The organism is Paenibacillus fonticola DSM 21315 (assembly GCF_000381905.1).
Taxonomy (GTDB): Bacteria; Bacillota; Bacilli; order Paenibacillales; family Paenibacillaceae; genus Fontibacillus; species Fontibacillus fonticola.
In genome coordinates, this window is the sequence record NZ_KB907246.1 from 264,791 (window position 1) to 284,504 (window position 19,714).

General features: G+C 43.1%; 16 protein-coding genes. All 16 read left to right on the forward strand.

The window, feature by feature from the left end; genetic code table 11:
* The first annotated feature begins 7 nt into the window (after nt 1-7).
* The 16 genes from G358_RS0102845 to G358_RS0102920 all read left to right on the forward strand — a co-directional run bounded on the left by G358_RS0102845 (nt 8) and on the right by G358_RS0102920 (nt 19,661).
* Nucleotides 8-400, forward strand: coding sequence for a GtrA family protein (locus G358_RS0102845; RefSeq protein WP_019635698.1), 393 nt, complete (start codon nt 8-10; stop codon nt 398-400).
* A 2-nt stretch (nt 401-402) separates the two neighbouring features.
* Nucleotides 403-1,965 (forward strand): lipopolysaccharide biosynthesis protein RfbH, encoded by a 1,563-nt coding sequence (gene rfbH / locus G358_RS0102850; RefSeq protein ID WP_019635699.1) that lies wholly within the window; start codon nt 403-405, stop codon nt 1,963-1,965.
* A 20-nt stretch (nt 1,966-1,985) separates the two neighbouring features.
* Nucleotides 1,986-2,783: a glucose-1-phosphate cytidylyltransferase gene (gene rfbF, locus G358_RS0102855; RefSeq protein ID WP_019635700.1), complete on the forward strand. Its 798-nt coding sequence runs from the start codon at nt 1,986-1,988 to the stop codon at nt 2,781-2,783.
* Nucleotides 2,780-3,847: a CDP-glucose 4,6-dehydratase gene (gene rfbG / locus G358_RS0102860; protein WP_019635701.1), complete on the forward strand. Its 1,068-nt coding sequence runs from the start codon at nt 2,780-2,782 to the stop codon at nt 3,845-3,847. The genes rfbF and rfbG overlap by 4 nt, the downstream gene beginning before the upstream one ends.
* Nucleotides 3,848-3,866: 19 nt before the next feature.
* The gene (locus G358_RS0102865) at nt 3,867-5,636 is read left to right on the forward strand and encodes a thiamine pyrophosphate-binding protein (RefSeq protein ID WP_019635702.1); all 1,770 of its coding nucleotides are present in this window, start codon (nt 3,867-3,869) and stop codon (nt 5,634-5,636) included.
* 16 nt (nt 5,637-5,652) lie between these two features.
* Nucleotides 5,653-6,606: an NAD-dependent epimerase/dehydratase family protein gene (locus G358_RS0102870; protein ID WP_019635703.1), complete on the forward strand. Its 954-nt coding sequence runs from the start codon at nt 5,653-5,655 to the stop codon at nt 6,604-6,606.
* Nucleotides 6,599-7,549 (forward strand): glycosyltransferase family 2 protein, encoded by a 951-nt coding sequence (locus G358_RS0102875; protein WP_019635704.1) that lies wholly within the window; start codon nt 6,599-6,601, stop codon nt 7,547-7,549. Before G358_RS0102870 ends, G358_RS0102875 begins: the two co-directional genes overlap by 8 nt.
* A 247-nt stretch (nt 7,550-7,796) precedes the next feature.
* Nucleotides 7,797-8,540, forward strand: coding sequence for a sugar phosphate nucleotidyltransferase (locus G358_RS0102880; RefSeq protein WP_019635705.1), 744 nt, complete (start codon nt 7,797-7,799; stop codon nt 8,538-8,540).
* 24 nt (nt 8,541-8,564) lie between these two features.
* A complete protein-coding gene (gene rfbC / locus G358_RS0102885) occupies nt 8,565-9,113 on the forward strand; it encodes a dTDP-4-dehydrorhamnose 3,5-epimerase (protein ID WP_019635706.1) in 549 nt (182 codons plus the stop codon).
* Between the two features lie 13 nt (nt 9,114-9,126).
* Nucleotides 9,127-10,149, forward strand: a complete 1,023-nt coding sequence (gene rfbB / locus G358_RS0102890) for a dTDP-glucose 4,6-dehydratase (RefSeq protein WP_019635707.1) — start codon at nt 9,127-9,129, stop codon at nt 10,147-10,149.
* Entirely contained in the window at nt 10,146-11,030 is an 885-nt protein-coding gene (gene rfbD / locus G358_RS0102895; protein WP_019635708.1) for a dTDP-4-dehydrorhamnose reductase, read from the forward strand. The genes rfbB and rfbD overlap by 4 nt, the downstream gene beginning before the upstream one ends.
* A gap of 252 nt (nt 11,031-11,282) precedes the next feature.
* The gene (locus tag G358_RS0102900) at nt 11,283-14,219 is read left to right on the forward strand and encodes an S-layer homology domain-containing protein (RefSeq protein ID WP_019635709.1); all 2,937 of its coding nucleotides are present in this window, start codon (nt 11,283-11,285) and stop codon (nt 14,217-14,219) included.
* 291 nt (nt 14,220-14,510) lie between these two features.
* Nucleotides 14,511-14,864, forward strand: coding sequence for a hypothetical protein (locus G358_RS0102905; protein WP_157274239.1), 354 nt, complete (start codon nt 14,511-14,513; stop codon nt 14,862-14,864).
* 200 nt (nt 14,865-15,064) lie between these two features.
* A complete protein-coding gene (locus tag G358_RS0102910; protein ID WP_019635711.1) occupies nt 15,065-15,667 on the forward strand; it encodes a hypothetical protein in 603 nt (200 codons plus the stop codon).
* A gap of 208 nt (nt 15,668-15,875) precedes the next feature.
* Complete coding sequence (locus tag G358_RS0102915) at nt 15,876-16,838, forward strand: glycosyltransferase family 2 protein (RefSeq protein WP_019635712.1); 963 nt, start codon at nt 15,876-15,878, stop codon at nt 16,836-16,838.
* A gap of 324 nt (nt 16,839-17,162) precedes the next feature.
* Complete coding sequence (locus G358_RS0102920; protein ID WP_019635713.1) at nt 17,163-19,661, forward strand: beta-galactosidase; 2,499 nt, start codon at nt 17,163-17,165, stop codon at nt 19,659-19,661.
* The last annotated feature ends 53 nt before the right edge of the window (nt 19,662-19,714 follow it).

The window sequence follows — 19,714 nt, forward strand, 5'->3', positions numbered from 1 at the left end:
TGGCGATATGGGGACTCAATCTATTAGGTTTATTTTCGTAGGAGTATTGAATACGATTGTTGGGTTTGCATTCTATGCGTTATTCATTCACTTATTAAACAATAATTATCTGTTGGCTCTTATATTTTCTCATATTATTGGAGTTACTCATAGCTTTCTCTGGAATAACAGATGGACTTTTCAGCAAAAAGGTTATAATTTGGACAGCGCTGTGAAGTTTTTTGCGGTTTATGTTGCTACATTTGCTGTTAACTTGTTTCTATTGTTCTTATTAGTTGATACAATGGAAATGAATAACTTGATCGCTCAGGCCATAGCCCTTTTATTAACTACAGTAATCAGTTTTTTTGGTCATAAATATTGGAGTTTTAGAACTAAAAGAAAACCACAAGAGGTGTAGGAATGCTAGAACAAGGAAGTATTGTGTTTATTAAAAATAAGCAAGAGTATGCTGTAGTTTGTAGTCATGAAGAAAACTCAATTCAAGGATATAAAATTTCTATTAATTATCCAGAACCATTTCTTGAAAAATATCAAACAGAAGTCATTGATTCTAATTTAGAAGGGACATTTTATTTAGATGTTCGTTCTAAATTAATGCTGTCTACTGAGAGTATTGAATTAATATCCAAATTAAGTGAGCAGCAACTAGAAAAAATTATAAGAAAGGATATTCTCTCAAAGGTAGAAAGTTATTACGAGCTGTTCCATTCTGATCGGAATAAAAACTTCGATAAGCAGAAAACTCCCGTCGTCTATGGGGGACGTGTATACGATGAAAAAGAAATGAGAAGTTTAGTGGATTCATCTTTAGATTTTTGGTTAACTGCTGGAAGGTACAACAAAAAATTCGAAAAGGAATATGCTGAATTTCTTGGTGTACGGTATGCGTTGCTTACCAATTCAGGCTCATCTGCAAACTTGTTGGCATTCTCGGCTCTTACCTCTCCGAAGTTAAAGGAAAAGCGAATTATGCCAGGAGATGAAGTCATTACAGTTGCTGCTGGTTTTCCGACAACAGTGGCTCCTATTATTCAAAATGGAGCAATACCTGTTTTTATTGATGTTGAATTAGGCACTTACAATATCATAGCTGACCGGATAGAAGGAGCAATTACATCAAAAACAAAAGCAATTATGATTGCCCATACGATGGGTAATCCTTTTGAATTAGATAAAGTTATGGAAATTGCTAGTAAGTATAATTTGTGGGTTGTAGAAGATAACTGTGATGCTCTGGGTTCCACGTTTAATGGAAAGCTAACGGGGACGCATGGACATATAGGCACCTCGAGCTTCTATCCTCCTCATCATATGACAATGGGCGAGGGAGGAGCTGTGTACACTAATAATGCGCTACTGAAGAGTATAATTGAGTCCTTCCGTGATTGGGGAAGAGATTGTTGGTGTCCATCAGGCTGCGATAATACATGCAATAAACGTTTTGGATGGGAGCTTGGTTCGTTGCCATATGGATATGATCATAAATATACGTATTCACATATAGGCTATAACTTGCGTGTAACTGATATGCAGGCTGCAGTCGGGGTTGAACAACTAAAAAAAGTTCCCGACTTTACGCAAGCTAGAAAAGAAAATTTCAAACGTTTATATGAGGGCCTTAAGGATTTAGGAGAGTTCTTTATTCTGCCAAGGGCTACGGATAACTCCGATCCTAGCTGGTTTGGTTTTATTTTGACCGTCCGGGATGGGGTTAATTTCACCAAAAATGAGATTGTTAATTATTTGGAGTCCAATCGTATTCAGACTAGAATGTTGTTTGCAGGTAATTTAATTCGTCAGCCTGCTTATCAAAATGTAAATTATCGAATACATGGAGACCTAACTAATACCGATAAAATTTTGAATGATACTTTCCTTGTTGGGGTTTATCCGGGATTGACTCATGAAATGATTGACTATGTGATTGAAAAAATACGAGAATTTGTCCTTAACTATAAATAAGCCAATAGGAGGTCCTTGAATTGAAAGTTGTCATACTTGCAGGTGGTTACGGAACAAGAATAAGTGAAGAATCTCATCTCAGGCCAAAACCTATGATTGAAATCGGCCAAAAACCCATTTTATGGCATATAATGAAGCAGTACTCTCAGCAAGGCTTTAATGATTTTATTATTTGTTTGGGTTACAAAGGTTTCTTCATAAAAGAATATTTTGCTCATTATTTTCTCCATGAGTCGGATGTGACTTTTGACTTTCGTAGTGACAATCAACTGATCACACATCAACATACCGCAGAGCCTTGGAAAGTAACCTTAGTAAATACGGGTATCGATACTATGACAGGCGGCAGGGTAAAGAGGGTTCAAGATTACATCGGAAATGAGACTTTTATGTTGACATATGGAGATGGAGTCTCAGATGTAAATATTAATGAATTGCTTAACTTTCATAAGCTTCACGGGCGACTCGCGACTGTAACAACCGTTCAGCCTAGTGGGAGATTTGGTGCATTAGATCTAACTCCAACTGATGAAGTAAGAGGTTTTCAGGAAAAGCCTAAAGGGGACGGTTCATGGATCAATGCTGGTTTCTTCGTAATGGAACCCGAGGTGTTAAATTATATTTCATCAGATGCCACCATCCTTGAGAAAGAGCCATTAGAGAAGTTGGCAAGAGATGGAGAATTAATGGGATACAAACATGAAGGTTTCTGGCAGCCAATGGATACACTTAGAGATAAAAATTACCTGGAAGAGTTGTGGAAATCGGGAAGAGCCCCATGGAAAACCTGGGAGATGAAGTCGGTGAATATGAAATGATCGATCTTAGTTTTTGGAAGGGGAAGAAAGTGTTCTTAACGGGACATACTGGATTTAAAGGCTCCTGGCTTTGTTTATGGTTGTCAACAATGGGGGTTGAAGTTACAGGTTACTCACTAGAGCCGTCTTCAAACCCTAACTTATATGAGCTTTGCCAAATAGATCAATTGATTCATAGAAGTATTATTGCAGATGTTAAGGATGGAGATTCGTTAAGCAAAGCCATAATGGATTTTCAGCCAGAGATAGTTATTCATATGGCAGCTCAACCTTTAGTCAGAGAATCTTATAAAGATCCAGTTGAGACTTATGCTACGAATGTAATGGGTACCGTTAATCTACTAGAAGCAGTTAGAAGGTGTAGCAGTGTATCTGTTGTTGTTAATGTAACCACGGATAAATGTTATGAAAACAAGGAATGGGTATGGGGATACAGAGAAAATGAGCCTCTAGGAGGGTATGATCCATACTCGAGTAGCAAGGCGTGTTCTGAATTGGTGACTAGCGCTTACCGAAGTTCATTTCTAAATAAAAACAGCATACATGCTGTTTCGGTAGCTACTGCTCGAGCAGGAAATGTCATTGGTGGTGGGGATTGGGCCAAAGATCGATTGGTACCGGATTCAATTCAAGCTTTATTATCTAATCAGCCAATCAAGATCAGAAACCCGCATTCTATTAGACCTTGGCAGCATGTTCTTGAACCTCTAGGTGGCTATTTATTACTTGCTCAGAACCTCTTTCAGTATGGAGAGAAGTATGCAAGTGCATATAATTTTGGACCACACGATGAAGACGCTAAACCTGTAGAATGGATAGTTAAGAAGATTTGTGATAAATGGGGAAGGGGAGCAACCTATGAGATTGATTCATCACCACAGCCCCATGAAGCACATTATTTAAAACTTGACTGTTCCAAAGCAATTTCTGAATTAAACTGGTTCCCTCGATGGAATTTAGAAACTGCTATTGATAAAATAATAGAATTTACCCTAGCGTATCAAAGTAAAGAAGATTTAAGAGAAATCTGCTTCAAACAGATTTTGGAATATCAAAATACATAGAGAGGAGAGATCAGCTTCTATGAAGCTTTCCGACTACGTAGTAGATTTTGTACAAAAAGAAGGCGTCTCTCATGTGTTTGAGTTTATTGGTGGGGCTATTGTGCATTTACTTGATTCTATTTCATATAGAGATGATATAGAATGTGTTTCTGTACGTCATGAACAAGCGGCTGCGTTTGCAGCGGAAGCCTATGCGCGATTAAATGGTAAGTTAGGCGTCGCCATGGCTACCAGTGGCCCGGGGGCTTTGAATTTATTAACAGGTATAGGAAGTTGTTATTTTGACTCTGTGCCATGCTTATTTATTACAGGGCAGGTAAATACTTACGAATATAAATTTGACAGACCCATTCGGCAAGTTGGATTTCAAGAGACCGATATTGTAAGTGTATCTAAATCATTAACAAAATATGCTGAGTTAGTTACCGATCCTAAAAAAATAAGATATCATCTAGAGAAGGCAATTTATTTGGCTCAAAATGGGAGGCCTGGTCCGGTTCTTTTAGATATCCCAATGAATATTCAAAGAGCAGATATTGATCCCGACAATTTAGAGAGTTATTTTACCAGTCCAGAATATTTTGAGTCTAGGAAGGAAGGCAATCTCGATCAGGATACTCTTGAATTGGTCATTAATATGTTAGGAAATGCAAAGAGGCCATTAGTACTAGCGGGTGGAGGAGTAAGAGTAGGCAATGCTAGTGCAGAGCTTGAGTTGTTTTTGGACAAAACTGGGATACCTGTAGTAAGTTCATTAATGGGTTTGGATGTAATTCCACACACTAATCCTCAAAATGTTGGATTGATTGGCTCCTATGGGAATCGTTATAGTAATTTAGTTTTGGCGAATTGTGATTTATTGCTAATCTTAGGCTCGAGGTTAGATAGTAGACAAACGGGGACACGGCCAGATACATTTGCTAGGGGGGCTAAAAAAATTCATGTGGATATGGATGTATTAGAACTCAATAGTAAGGTAAATGTAGATGTACCTATCCAATCTGATCTACGTGGATTTTTAGCAGCAATAAATCAAGAGATTTCAAGTTATTATATTAAACCAGATATATGTGAATGGTATTCAAAAATAAGCTCACTGAAAGAAAAGTATCCAACGTATTCTTTCCAACCGGCAGCTGATGAGATTGAACCCAACAGATTTATGGAACTTTTATCCTCTAAGTGTGGGCACATGGCTGCCGTATGCCTTGATGTAGGTCAACACCAGATGTGGGCTTCCCAATCTTATAGGTTGAATAATGAACAAAGGATGTTAAATTCGGGTGGAATGGGAGCTATGGGATTTGCTTTGCCAGCTGCCATTGGTGCAGCGCTAGCTTCTAATAAAGAAGTTTTGGTGATTGCCGGGGACGGTGGTATACAATTGAATATTCAAGAGTTTGATACGATAACACGTTTAAATCTACCTATAAAGACAGTTGTGATGAATAATAATTCACTTGGTATGGTTAGACAATTCCAGGATCTCTATATGGAGGGAAGGCAGCAGTCTACAGTTAATAAAAATCCTTCATTTGTTAAAATTGCAAGGGCTTATGGGATACCTTCATTCCAAATGAATTCAATGAATGATATAGATAAATTGGAAGATTTTTTATCAGTAGATGGCCCATCTTTTATAGAGATCAAACTAGAAAAAAAGACAGAAGTACATCCTAAATTAGTAGTAAATAGACCTATTGAAGATATGTTTCCCTTCTTGGATCGGGAAGAACTAAAGGAAATTATGTTGATTGACTTGGCGGAAGAAATGGAGATTCCAAAGTAAAGGAAGCTGTACACTTATGGTTAATAGTTCCTTGATCAGGGTAGCCATATTAGGAGCTACAGGGCATATTGGGAAAAACGTTACCAAAAGCCTCTGCGAGAAAAATGACTATCTTATATTTGCTTTTGCGAGGTCTCAAGATAAACTTTCCTTATTTTTATCAGAGAATAATATGCGTAATAAAGTAGTAGTAAAAGAATTCAACCAATTCAATAATAACACCTATGATGTTGTAATTAATTGTATAGGGATTGTAAGCTCTGAGGAAATTTCTCAAAATCCGTATAATATATTTAAAGTAACAGAAGAGTTTGATAACTTAGTTATTAGTTATATTCAGACTTCGCCCAATACAAAGTATATTAATCTTAGTAGTGGTGCAATATATGGTACTGACTATTCAGAATCAGCATCATTAAACAAAAAACTAATATTGGATATAAATAGTTTAACTATTAAAGATTATTATGGTATCTCTAAATTGAATATGGAAGCTAAACATCGTAGTCTAGCCGATTATAATATAGTTGATCTAAGAATCTTCAGTTTTTTCAGTAGGTTCATTGATAGAAAATCAACCTTTTTTCTGACAGATGTACTCAATTGCTTGGAACAGAAAAAAGTACTGAAAACTTCCTCTGAAGATATGGTTCGTGATTATGTACACCCAGAAGATTTGATAAATTTAATAGAGCTTTGTATTCAAAAAAGCTCTATTAACTATGCTTACGATGTATTCTCCGTTAAGCCTGTTTCTAAATTTGAATTATTGGATTATTTTATACAAAATCATGAATTAAAAGTCGAGATAAAAAATATCGAGAAGTCTGTTTCAATCACAGGCTTAAAAAGTAATTACTATACGTTAAACACAAGTGCAATTGATATAGGATATAGCCCACAATATGACTCTCTACAATCTGTTTCATATGGGTTTAATTTAATGAAAATGGGGAAGTTTCATGCATAAAATTAGTATTGTTACACCCTGTTACAATGAAGAAGATAATGTAGAAGAATTATACAAGCAAGTTAAAGATGTATTTAGACAATATTTAAACCACTATACTTATGAACATATATTCATTGATAATAATTCAACGGATCGTACGGTGGATATTTTAAAAAAGATGGCTAAAGACGATATTAATGTGAAAATCATTGTGAATTCCAGGAATTTTGGACATATCCGATCTCCGTATCATGCGTTACTACAAGCAAAAGGTGACGCGGTTATTTTGCTAGTTGCCGATTTACAGGATCCTCCGGAAATGATTAAAGATTTTATTGAAAAATGGGAGGAAGGTTATAAAGTTATTTTAGGTGTAAAAGATAAAAGTCAGGAAAGTCCGGCAATGTTTGCTATACGTAAAATGTATTATAATTTTATTAATCGTGTATCTGAAATTGAGCTCACAAAGAACAATACGGGATTTGGGCTATATGATAAAAAAATTATTGAAATACTTAGAGAAATCGATGATCCGTACCCATACTTTAGGGGGTTGATTTCTGATATCGGATTTGAAAGTTATAAAATTAAATATGTACAACCAGCAAGAAAAAGAGGGATCACTAAAAATAACTTTTATACTCTTTATGATATAGCAATGTTGGGGATAACAAATCATTCAAAAGTTCCGTTAAGATTAGCAGCCATGATAGGTTTTCTTATGTCAGCTTTGAGTCTTTTAGTTGCAATGGGGTATTTTATTGCAAAATTGATTTTCTGGGATTCATTTTCTATGGGAACAGCTCCTTTAATAATTGGGCTTTTCTTATTTTCTTCAGTGCAACTATTCTTTATTGGGATTATTGGTGAGTATATTGGCTCAATACATACCCAAGTGCTTAAAAGGCCTTTAGTTGTTGAAAAGGAAAGGATTAATTTTACAGAATCTGAAGGTAATTAGAGTAATAACGAGAGGACACTTATTAAGTGTCCTTTTTCACTCTCAAATACGGTAAGTAAATACTTTTGAAGAATAAATTATGCAATTGATGTCTGAGTGAAAGTGTTTGTAATCTATCTAACACTAACGGTATACTAATTTAAGTAGAGCACATTAGAAATTATGCCATTCCGAATTATTAAAAAATAAATCATATATAACGAAGAGTGAATATAATCTAAAAAAATAGAAGAAAGGATCTAAATCCTTGAAAGCCATTATTCTAGCAGGCGGGACAGGCTCCCGCCTTTATCCTTTAACCAAAGTCACTAATAAGCACCTCCTTCCTGTTGGCAAATATCCAATGATCTTTCACCCTGTATATAAACTCAAACAAGCGGGACTTACCGATATCCTTATCGTAACAGGCAAAGATCATATGGGGGACGTAGTAAACCTCCTTGGAAGCGGCCGAGAAATGGGAGTAACCTTCACTTACAAAGTTCAGGATGAAGCAGGAGGAATTGCCCAAGCTCTAAGCTTGGCGGAGCAATTTGTTGGGAACGATCAGATGGTTGTTGTCTTAGGTGATAATGTTTTTGCTGATGATATTACTCCTTTTGTGGCCAACTTTCGTAATCAGCAGGTAGGGGCAAAGATTCTCATTCAGGAGGTATCTGATCCCTCAAGGTTTGGTGTTCCAGAGTTGGAGGGGGATCGGATCGTCTCAATCGAAGAGAAGCCACAACAACCTAAATCAAACTACGCGGTTACAGGAATATATATGTTCGATCATGAAGTCTTTGATATAATTAAGTCACTTAAGCCTTCAGCTCGAGGCGAATTGGAAATCACGGACGTAAACAATGCATATATTAAACGAGGAGAGCTTACTTTCGATGTACTGCAGGGCTGGTGGACGGATGCAGGCACCCATGCTTCCCTAGCTCGTGCTAACGAACTTTCACGGGAGTTGGAGTTCGATGAATCGTTCGGTAAATTAAAATTATAGATAAAAAACAAGGAGGAGCTAATTATGAAATCGACTCCTTTAAAATTAGCGGATGCTTTTCTTTTAGAACCGGTGGTACATGGCGATCACCGGGGTTTTTTTATGGAGAGCTTCAATGAACAGGTGATGAAGCAGCTCGGAGTGAATTATAATTTCATCCAAGACAACCAATCGCTTTCTGCAGAGCCTGGTGTCTTGCGCGGGCTGCATTACCAGTTGAACCCTAAAGCACAAACCAAGCTGATCCGGGTGCTCACGGGAGCGATATATGATGTAATCCTTGACATACGCCGCAACTCCCCTACTTTTGGGCAATGGATCGGCGTCATCCTTAGTGAGCACAACAAGCGGCAGCTTCTTGTTCCAAGAGGCTTCGCCCACGGATTCTGTACCTTGGTGCCGAATACGCAAGTCTTTTATAAAGTGGACGAATATTATTCCCCGGAACATGACCGCGGCATACTATGGAATGATCCGGCTTTGAACATTGACTGGCCGGTTAGCGAACCATTGCTATCCGATAAAGATCGGAATCACCCGACATTTTCGGATGCAGAAATGAACTTTGACTAGGAGGTCTCAATTCATGAAATTGCTGGTTACAGGTGGTGCCGGATTTATCGGCAGCAATTTTGTGCTATATATGCTGCAGCAGTACCCGGAGTATGAAATTATAAATGTGGACTCTCTGACGTACGCAGGTAATTTGGAAAATTTAAAATCGGTGGAGAATAACCCGAAGCATACGTTTGTTAAAGCCGATATTACGGATCCAAAAGCGATGGATAACCTTGTAAGTCAAGGTGTTGATGTCATCGTGAATTTTGCGGCGGAATCCCACGTGGATCGGAGCATCCTGGAGCCGGATGTATTCGTGAAGACAAATGTACTGGGTACGCAAGTTTTACTAGATATTGCACGAAAATATGAGATAACTAAGTTTGTGCAAATTTCTACGGATGAGGTATATGGAACGCTTGGAGAGACGGGATTTTTCACGGAGACGACGCCGCTTGAACCTAACAGTCCATATTCCTCAAGTAAAGCCGGAGGAGATTTACTTGTCCGTGCTTATCACGAGACGTTTGGCCTTCCTGTTAATATTACACGCTGCTCCAACAACTATGGTCCGTATCAATTCCCTGAGAAGCTGATTCCACTCATGATTTCCAGAGCTTTGGCTGACGAACAGCTGCCGATCTATGGAGATGGACTGAACGTACGGGATTGGCTATATGTCGAGGATCATTGCAGTGCAATTGATCTGGTTATCCATAAGGGACGAAACGGTGAGGTATATAATATAGGCGGAAACAATGAACGGACGAACATGCAGATTGTTCAGACCATTTTGGAGCAGCTCGGTAAGCCGGAGTCTCTGATCAAATTCGTTGAGGATCGCCCTGGCCATGACCGTCGTTATGGCATTGACCCAACAAAGATCATGAGCGAGCTGGGCTGGAAACCAAAACATAACTTCGAGACAGGCATCAAGGAAACGATTGAGTGGTACTTGCAAAATAAAGAGTGGTGGACTCGAATCCAATCCGGGGCCTATCAGGAGTATTATGCCAAGCAGTATGGCGAACGTCTCGGTGAACGTGCATGAGAGTTCTTGTAACCGGAGCTAGCGGGCAGCTAGGGCAGGATGTTGTTCGCGTATTTGAACAAGCGAATGATATCGTTCTGCCCTGTGATCGAGAGACGCTGGACATAACCGACTATCAAAATTGCCTTGAGCGTACACAGGACTTCAAACCGGATGTTGTCATTCATTGTGCAGCCTATACTGCCGTGGATCAAGCGGAGAGCGATGTGGATACAGCGTATGCTGTTAATGCCTCTGGCACTAGAAATATGGTGTTGGCAGCTCAAAGCGTAGGCGCGAAGTTCTGCTATATCAGTACGGATTATGTGTTTGACGGGACCGCGAAGGCTCCTTATCATGAATATGACAACACGAACCCGCAGAGTATTTACGGCAAATCGAAGCGGGCCGGTGAGGTATTGGTACAGAGCTTATCATCCGCTTTTTTTATCGTGCGAACCTCTTGGGTATACGGGCTGCATGGAAATAATTTTGTGAAAACCATGCTGAAATTAGGTGCGGAGAAGCCTGAACTTAAGGTGGTTAATGATCAGAAGGGATCCCCGACCTATACCGTTGATTTGGCGCAGTTTTTGCTCGGGCTTGCCCAGACGGAGAAGTACGGGATTTATCATGCTTCCAATACAGGGGAATGCACTTGGTTTGAATTCGCCGAGGCGATTTTTGCTGAGGCGAAGAGTATTTTTAGAGAAGACTACCCTGTACGAGTGGAGCCTTGCACTACAGAGGAATTTCCTCGTCCGGCTCCGCGGCCCCGCAACTCGGTGATGGAGCACCTGGCCATTCGCACAAATGGTTTGCGGGATCTTCGCCCATGGCGGGAAGGGCTGCAGGCTTTTTTGCGGGAGCTTGGCGAGAGTAACGAGGACAACACGAAATAATAATATAGAACCCTTTAAATGGAGTCTCCGAGACGCTAGATATAATATAGCAATTGGAACTGCATTTATTGCAAGGGTTCTTTTTTTATCCCATGAATTCTATCTAACAAAAATAACTACTAAATTAGTAAATTAGACCCCCAATTTGGTTAAATTTTTCTATTTATATGTGACTAAAGTATGTATAATGAAAATGTTATCTATTTCGATAGGTGCGCTTTTGCTTATCTATTTACAGAGGAGGAAGAAAGATTGAAACAGCTTAGAAGAAAGAGCAACAAATTCCTGAGCCTGATACTTGGACTCTCATTGCTGGTCTCACCAGTAGTAGGAACGTTGACAGCACCGGGACAGGCAAATGCCGAATCCAATGCAAAGAGGAGTAGTATTCAACAGCATTGGGCGGGAGTAGTTCTGCAAGACTGGCAAAACAAAGGCTACATAAAAGGGGACGAACAGGGCAATCTTCAGCCGGATGCCAAAGTGACTAGAGCTGAGCTGGCGGCTTTGATTAACCGTTCTTTTCAGGTGGAAGAGTCGAAGGAAGTCTCCTACAGCGATGTTAAGGCAGAAGCTTGGTATTACAAAGATGTTGCTAAGGCAACTGCCAAAGGTTATATGAAAGGCTATGAGAACGGAACTTTCAAACCAAGTGCCAACGTTAGTCGTCAAGAACTGGCGGTTGTTTTAACGTCATTGCTTGGGCTTAAGCCTTCGGATGCCTCCAATGCTTTCAAGGATACGGCGAACAGTCCGGCTTGGAGTAAAGGGGCGATCGGCGCGGTAGCGGACAGTGGGCTGATGAAGGGGAATGATGGGAAATTTAATCCCCTGGCGCCAGCAACTCGCGCAGAAGTCGTTAGCGTGTTGGACCGGGCATTGAAGCAGTTGTCTGATCAAGCAACCGTAACCTACGATCAGGCAGGAGTATACGGGCCGAGCTCGGGTACAGAAACCATCAAGGGTTCAGTACATATTACGACTGCGGACGTTACCCTGAATAACTTGGTAATTGAAGGGGATCTGCAGTTAGGCGAAGGCATTGGGGAAGGGGACGTTACCCTGAACAATGTTACCGTTAAAGGCACTACAGTCGTCGAGGGTGGCGGCAAGAATAGTATTCATGTCGTCGACTCGGTGCTGCTCACGGTGATTGTGAACAAGAAAGACGGAAGTGTCCGTATCGTAGCAGAAGGCAACAGTGTGGTATCGCAGGTCACACTGCAATCCGGTGCTATTTTGGAGGAAGCGGGACTGAGCGGATTAGGATTTCAGGATTTGATCCTTTCTGAGCAAATTCCTGCAGGGGCAGAAGTATCTTTGGCCGGTAAATTTGAAACGGTTGATGTGGTAGCTACTTCACTTAACATCAATCTGCTCTCGGGGTCTATTGGTGAACTGGCCATTAGCAATCAAGCTGCGGACAACAATATCCAAATTAGTGCCTCTGCGCTTATTTCATCTCTTATCTTGAATGCAGCGGCCAATGTAGGCGGACAAGGTTCGATCGGACATGCCGAAATCAATGCTTCAGGTTCCACATTGGCGCAGCGTCCGGGCAGCGTGAGTTACAACAACAATAGCTCTGCCAACATTAACGACCAGCCATCCACAGGGGGAAGCAGCACAGGTAGTGCTGGCGGATCCAGTTCAAGCGGCAGCGATAGCGGTAATAATGGCGGATCCACTCAGCCGCAGCAAAATCACCTTGTTGCGACGAACGGTAAAGTAAGCTTGAAGTTCGTTAATGTGGTTTCAGGTCTTGAACTAACAGATTTGGACGTTTCGGCGACGATTGAGGGAGATGTTGTCAGTCTGGAGAACATCGCTTTCGACAGTTCGTCCAACGAGTTGTCCTTTGATCCAGTATCCTTGGATGAGCATTACGGCAAGCAATTGCTTGTACAGATAGCTCCTAAAGCAGGCGTTACCAAATTTAGCGGGACATTGAGCGGAAGCGTACGTCTTGAAGGGTTTGCTGGTACGATTGTGGACGTAGACGATCAGCCGGTGGCGGGCATGACGATTCAATTCCGCCGCGGCCTTTCGAATACAGCCGGTGCTGTTGCGGCAACGGTAGTTACGGATCAGAACGGCCGTTATTCGGTAAGTCTGCCGGCAGGTATTTACACTGGTGAACTGAACAAAGCAGGTTTTATCACAGGCTATGTAGTTGCGGTGTCGGCTAGTGAGCTATTTAACACTAATGAAGACGCGACAGCAATTAAGGTGCCAGAATCCGGGGAACTGCGCATTGTGCTGACGTGGGGCGAGAAGCCTCGGGACGAGGACTCCCATCTTATAGGTCCTACTCCTGCGGGCGGCAATTTCCACACATGGTATGCAGATAAAGTACATTACTTCAACGACGAAGTGTATGCCGATCTCGATCATGACGATGTAGATTCCTATGGCCCGGAGACAACGACCATTCGTAAACGAGTAGATGGCTTGTACACGTTCTACGTACACAACTACTCCCGAAATGGTTACGATGGCACGGAAACCTTGCGTAAATCTTCAGCCAAAGTAGAGGTTTACGATGCAAGCGGCACAGCGTTGTCCACTTATCATATTCCCGTCGGAGCGGGTGGTGAGTTGTACTGGCATGTTTTTGATATGAAAGTTGAAGGAAATGACATCCAGTTTATCAACCAAAACCTCTTAACTAACGTTGCGCCTACAGGCGCCACATCCGAACCTAGCCCTGAGTTTGCAGTTTTGCTCGAGGAGAAGGACAAAATCGCTTCTGTTACAACAGTAACGTATGAAGCGCAGCTTGGCAGTGCATTATCGTTAACTAAGCCGGGCGAGTCCTTATTGGAAGAGACTCGTGTTAAAATCCGAAATCTGACCCCTAGATCCGTAACGGATGTTGTTTATCTGGAAGAGAGCTTGGATCAGAGTGAGATCATTTTCAACCAATATAACAACTCCGGCGATACGATATACTACGATGTCGAGATTGAGCTGTCCAGAGGAAGCTTCACAGTTACCCAGCGGACAACTATCGAGTTGCCAACATTCGATGTTTTCCTTTATGAAGTAAAGTCTGCTGCGGAAGCTTTGGCTAGACCGGAGCTCGCTGATGAAATTCAGGCTGCTCAAGATGCCATTGGAGCTGGCATTGACCTAGGGGTTAAACTTGCAGCCCTGCAGTCTCTCCTTCATGCTCTAGCTAATCTATAGTAAGCTTATGGATTAATAGCACATTTGTTTTTTAAAAGAAGTGACCCTCATATAAATGGTACCCATACACGGGCCATAAGAGGATCACTTCTTTTTTTGGCCCGGCTCGGTCATAGAGCACCTGGCCATTCGTACGAATGGTTTGCGGGATTTTTGCCTATGGCGGAAGGGCTTCAGTTTTTTTGCAATCTTGGCGAGAAGTAAGGAAGACAACACGGAATAATAATATAGCACCCGATAGTTCTGTTTGCTATAATGGGGGATATCATGGTTAGAAGTGAGGTTGTTGAGATGGAAATCGAGAAAGTACTTCAACAACAGCAAGAATTGCTTGCGCAACTTATTCAGATGGTGGCAGAAAATAATCAAAAGATGACGAAAATGGACCAGCGATTGGACTCCATGGATCAACGACTGGACTCCGTGGACCAAAAATTGGACTCCGTGGACCAACGATTGGGCCAAGTAGAGCAGCAGACAATAAAAATCGACACGATTGAACACAAGCTGGATAAAATGTCGGGTCGCTTAGAAGAATACCGTGACGACTTATATTCGCAACGTAGGTATATGACCGGAATGGAAGCGGACTTAAATCAAATTTTCCGCCGGATTGAGAAATTGGAAGAACATATCCAGCCATAGCTGGACATTAATATGTGAAGGGCACCGAGATTCAGCGGTGCTCTTTTATTCTAGTTGAAGCAGCTTATTTATACGCTCGTGTAGGGGAAGTTAAACAAAATAGGAAATTTCATATATAATAGCTTAGGGGGGGGGGCCATAAATTGGGAGATTAGGAGATTTGTTAAATCGATCATACTTTTAAAAGGAGAGATGTTAAAGTGAGTAAGATTTTAAAATCGTTTTCGGTTGTTTTTGCAGCAGTGTTAATTTTTGGTCTGTTAGGAGGACATACCTATGCGGCTTCCGCTGCCAAATCAGCTAAGAAAGAAGTCAAACCGCAGTATGTTACATACCAATCCAACGGTTCAGTACTTAAGTTAAAAAAGAACTATAAAGGTGAAGTGGCTCTAAGTGAGCTGTACAAGCCAGCTATCGAAATATTTAACATTTATGGGGGATATTTTACCAGTAATCAGGATAAAAATATCGAGAACTTCAACAGATACGTGGACAAGTCCATCCCTACAGCTGCTGGATTCGATAGAGAGCAATCCAAGAAAGATTATGTGCAAAGACACGCAGGTTCCTTGGACAATGCCTCTGAAGCTGCTTTAGCCAAGCTAAGTAAAGAACTGAAATCCATTAATGCCAAAAGTAAAATAAATGCCACATTGGGGATGACGCAGGATGGAGCAGTCGAAGCGACCTTCAGTTATAAGACCCAGATAGACGGCAGCGAAAAAGAACTCCTTGTAATTCTAACCTTCGAAGAACTGAATGACAGCATGTACGCGCTGTCTCATATCCGGACAACCAATTAGCAATCTGGGAATAGGGGATTACAGTCCCCTATTTTCTTTTTGGTTTGATATAATGAACAAAGTACGGCATGCTGCATTAAATTTGGCGATGCTGAAAGGGCGGATTAGCTTTAATCCCGAGAGGATCGAACTGCGGAGCACTCGAATGGCTGCTCGGCAGCATTACTTTTTTTGCATGAACTATATTATGAAGATAAGGATTTAGCCTATGAAACCTACCGTTAGCGTACATATCGTAACTTATAATAGCGCAGACGACATCGGGGAATGTCTGAATGCTGTCATGCAGCAAACCTATCGGATTCAGCAGGTGGTCATTATTGATAATGCTTCTACGGATGACACTCTGGAACGGGTCCAGTCTTTTATGGAGAAATCCAGCGGGAGTGATGGTCTCCACTGTGAAATAACACTTATACCCAATCAGGACAACAGTGGATTTGCCCCGGCACATAACCAGGCTATTGAGCTTACGGATACAGACTATGTCCTGGTGCTTAATCCGGATGTGCAGCTTCAGTCTGATTATGTCGAACGTCTCATAGCTTATATGCAGCAGCACCCGAACTTTGGCAGTGCCACCGGCCTGCTTCTACTGAAATCTGGTTCCGACATCGTCGACAGCACCGGAATCGTCATGAACGGGATCTGGCGCGCGTTTGATCGTGGGGCTGGAGAGTCAGTTCAAGAATGGCGCAGGTCTGGCGAAGTGTTTGGAGTATCAGGGGCGGCGGCGTTATATGCGCGGAAGATGATCGAGGATATCAGCATTCAGGGGGAGTTTTTTGACGCTGATTTTTTCGCTTATAAAGAAGATGTCGATGTCGCGTGGCGGGCCCGGCAGCTAGGGTGGAAGGCTTATTATTGCGCAGAGGCGGTCGGTACCCATGAACGTGGCTGGAAAAAAGGAAGTCGCAGGCAGCAGCCCCTCTTTATTCGCAGAATGTCCTACATCAACCGTTATAAAATGATTTATAAAAACCTGCGCGGATTTGGCTGGTTGAGCCAATTACCCAAGCTCTTGGCCTACGAGCTGCTGACTCATGGATATATTCTGCTAAGAGAGCCTCAGGTGTTAGGCGCTTGGAAGGGCTTCTGGCAGCAAAAGCCTGCCCTCCGGCTAAAGCGGCAAGCGATTCAGAACAAGCTCGGCCATAAAGACCAGCTCTAAAGCTCCCGGAATTCATCTATTCAAAGCCGAGAAAATCCCCGTCGGAATGATCACAAAAGCTTCCTACTCATCTTTTCCGACGGAAATAAAAACCGCTTTCCGCTGCAAACCATCCGCTATTTTCGCCGTCGCCTTTCATTCCTCATTTTCCCAATATAAGAATATCGTCCATCATGATCAGCACATCGTCAATTGTCCCCCTTTCTCGGTTCTTGTATCTTTACCTTAACAGAGCGGCCCTGCCTCCCTGAATCCCTAGTTTTAGTGGTACTCGGGGAAGAAGGCATCCGTTCATCACGGTAAGTCCAAAGGAGGAAATAGGGCATGCGACACGAATCTCTTGATTTGTTAAAATGGATTGAGCTGAATGGCGGCGACAAAATGATTGGCCCGGGAAAGCTGGGGGAGAATGGCGGCGTTGGCCCGCAAGGCGAGCAATTGGGTTTTACGAATTTTTATATGACTCGAAATGGGAGGCCGTACATTCCGGTTGTCGGTGAATTCCATTATGCCCGTTTTTCTTACTTGCAGTGGGAGGAAGAATTGCTCAAAATGAAGGCGGGCGGAATCGGAATCGTGGCCACATATGTGTTTTGGATTTTTCACGAAGAGGAGGAGGGGCGGTTCGATTGGGGTGGGAGCCGCAGTCTGCGGCATTTTGTAGACTTGTGCGCGAAGCTTGAGCTGCCGCTGATTTTACGGATCGGGCCTTTTTGCCACGGTGAATTGCGCAACGGCGGCATTCCGGATTGGGTGTTCACTAAGCCGCTCGAAATCCGCTCCAACGATGCCTTGTATTTGCAGTACGTGCGGCGGCTTTACCGGGAGATTTCCCGTCAAGTTGAAGACGCTTTCTTTAGTGAGGGCGGGCCGATCATCGGCATACAACTGGAAAATGAATTTATGCATTGCGGTGCTCCACTGGACGCATGGGGCTACAAGCCGGGCGTATTTATGTCCAGCGGCACAGGCGGCAATGCTCATTTGGCAGAGCTGCGGCGGCTGGCGGAAGAGGCGGGCATGCGCCCGCTGTTCTATACTGCTACGGCCTGGGGAGGGGCCGCCGTCCCGGATACGGACACGCTGCCGATGCTGGCAGGCTATGCGTATACTCCCTGGATTCCTAACCAGCCGCCGAGCGGCGAATATATTTTCCGCGATTTGCACGTTTCGCCGATGGAGGAAGTCGCTTACGACAGCATCGAGTATCCCGTAGCCTATTGCGAGATGGCGGGCGGGATGCAGGTCAGCTATAAAGCGAGGCCGCTCGTCAGCCCGGAAAGCATCGAGGCGATGACGTGTGTTAAACTCGCTAGCGGCAGCAATCTGCTTGGCTATTATATGTATCATGGCGGGACAAACCCTATAGGGAAATACACTTATTTAAATGAGCAAGGACTTCCGAAGATGACATATGACTATCAGGCGCCCCTCGGTGAGTTCGGACGGGTCGGTGAGTCGTATGATCGTATCCGGCTCGTTGCCGCATTTTTGGAAGCGTTCGGAGAGGAACTGGCGCCGATGGCTACCGTGCTGCCGGAAGGGCAGGACGGGCTGGAACCGGGAAATACGGCAGCTTTACGCTGGTGCGTTCGGCAGCAGGGAGAAGCGGGTTTTATGTTTATTAACAATTTTCAAGATCATATCGAGATGCCGGATCATGAAAATGTAAGGATTGAACTGCGTACGGCACACGGCCCCATCTCTTTTCCGCAGGAAGGCGTGATGACTGTAAAAAGCGGACTAAGCTGCATCCTCCCGTTCAGGGTTGCGGTAGATGGCCTCATGATCCGTTCCGCCACCGTTCAGCCGCTTACCAGGCTGAAATTAAACGAAGCGACGTTGCTCGTCTTTTTCGCCCCGGACGGACTGGAGCCGGAAATCGTCCTCGACAACGATTCTGTACAGCACATTCGTCTGCAAGGAGGGACAATGGAGCAGGGGGCGGCGGTGACGGTCATTCGCCCAGCTGTCGGAATGGAGTATTCCGTAAGCGTGACATCGGCGGACGGACGATGTGTGTCCATCGTCGTTTTGTCCCGCCAGGAAGCACTGCAGTCCTACCTTCTGCCCTTATGGGGCGAACAGCGGCTAATCATCAGTGAAAGCCACTTATATGTGCATAACGGGGGCCTGGTGTGCACCTCCCCGGGACGGAATCGCTGGAAGGTGGCAATCTGTCCGCCGTTATCGGAGCAAGTACAGGCCAGTACCGGTTCTGTGAAGGAATATGATGAGACAGACGAAAAGAAACGTATACTTGAACATGAACAAGAAAGGACGGGGCTGTTTCAAACTTTTGAGGTAGAGGTGCCGCAATATGAACCGAAGCTTCAGTATGCACCGGAGCAGGCCAAGCCTTCATCCACTTCATCATTCAAGGCTTCGTTTAGCCCATTATCTAACTTTTCATCTGACCTTTCGTCCAACTTTTCATCCAACCCTTCATCTCCCTCTCTGTCCAAGCATGCCTTGATACGGATCGATCCCGACTGGCCTGACCAGGTGGCGGACGTGTTTTTGGAAATCGACTATGAGGGTGATGTCGCCGGTGCCTATTTGAATGGCCGGATGATTACGGACCATATCCATTATGGCGAATCGTGGACGATTGGCTTAAGGGAGTTCCGGATTGCGCTGGAGGATGCGGAGCTTCATCTTGCTATCACGCCGCTGCGCAAAGGAGAGGCCGTCACTTTTGTGAACCAAGCCTTGGTGGAGCGGTTCGAAGGGGAAGAAATCGCGCACATCAATAACATTCGCGCAGTGCCGCATTACCGCTGTTTCCTCTCTGTTCCCAGCTCCGTAGGTATCCAAACATAAGACGCCGAATAATAAAGGAACCCGTGATTTTCCGGGTTCCTTGTTTTCACTCT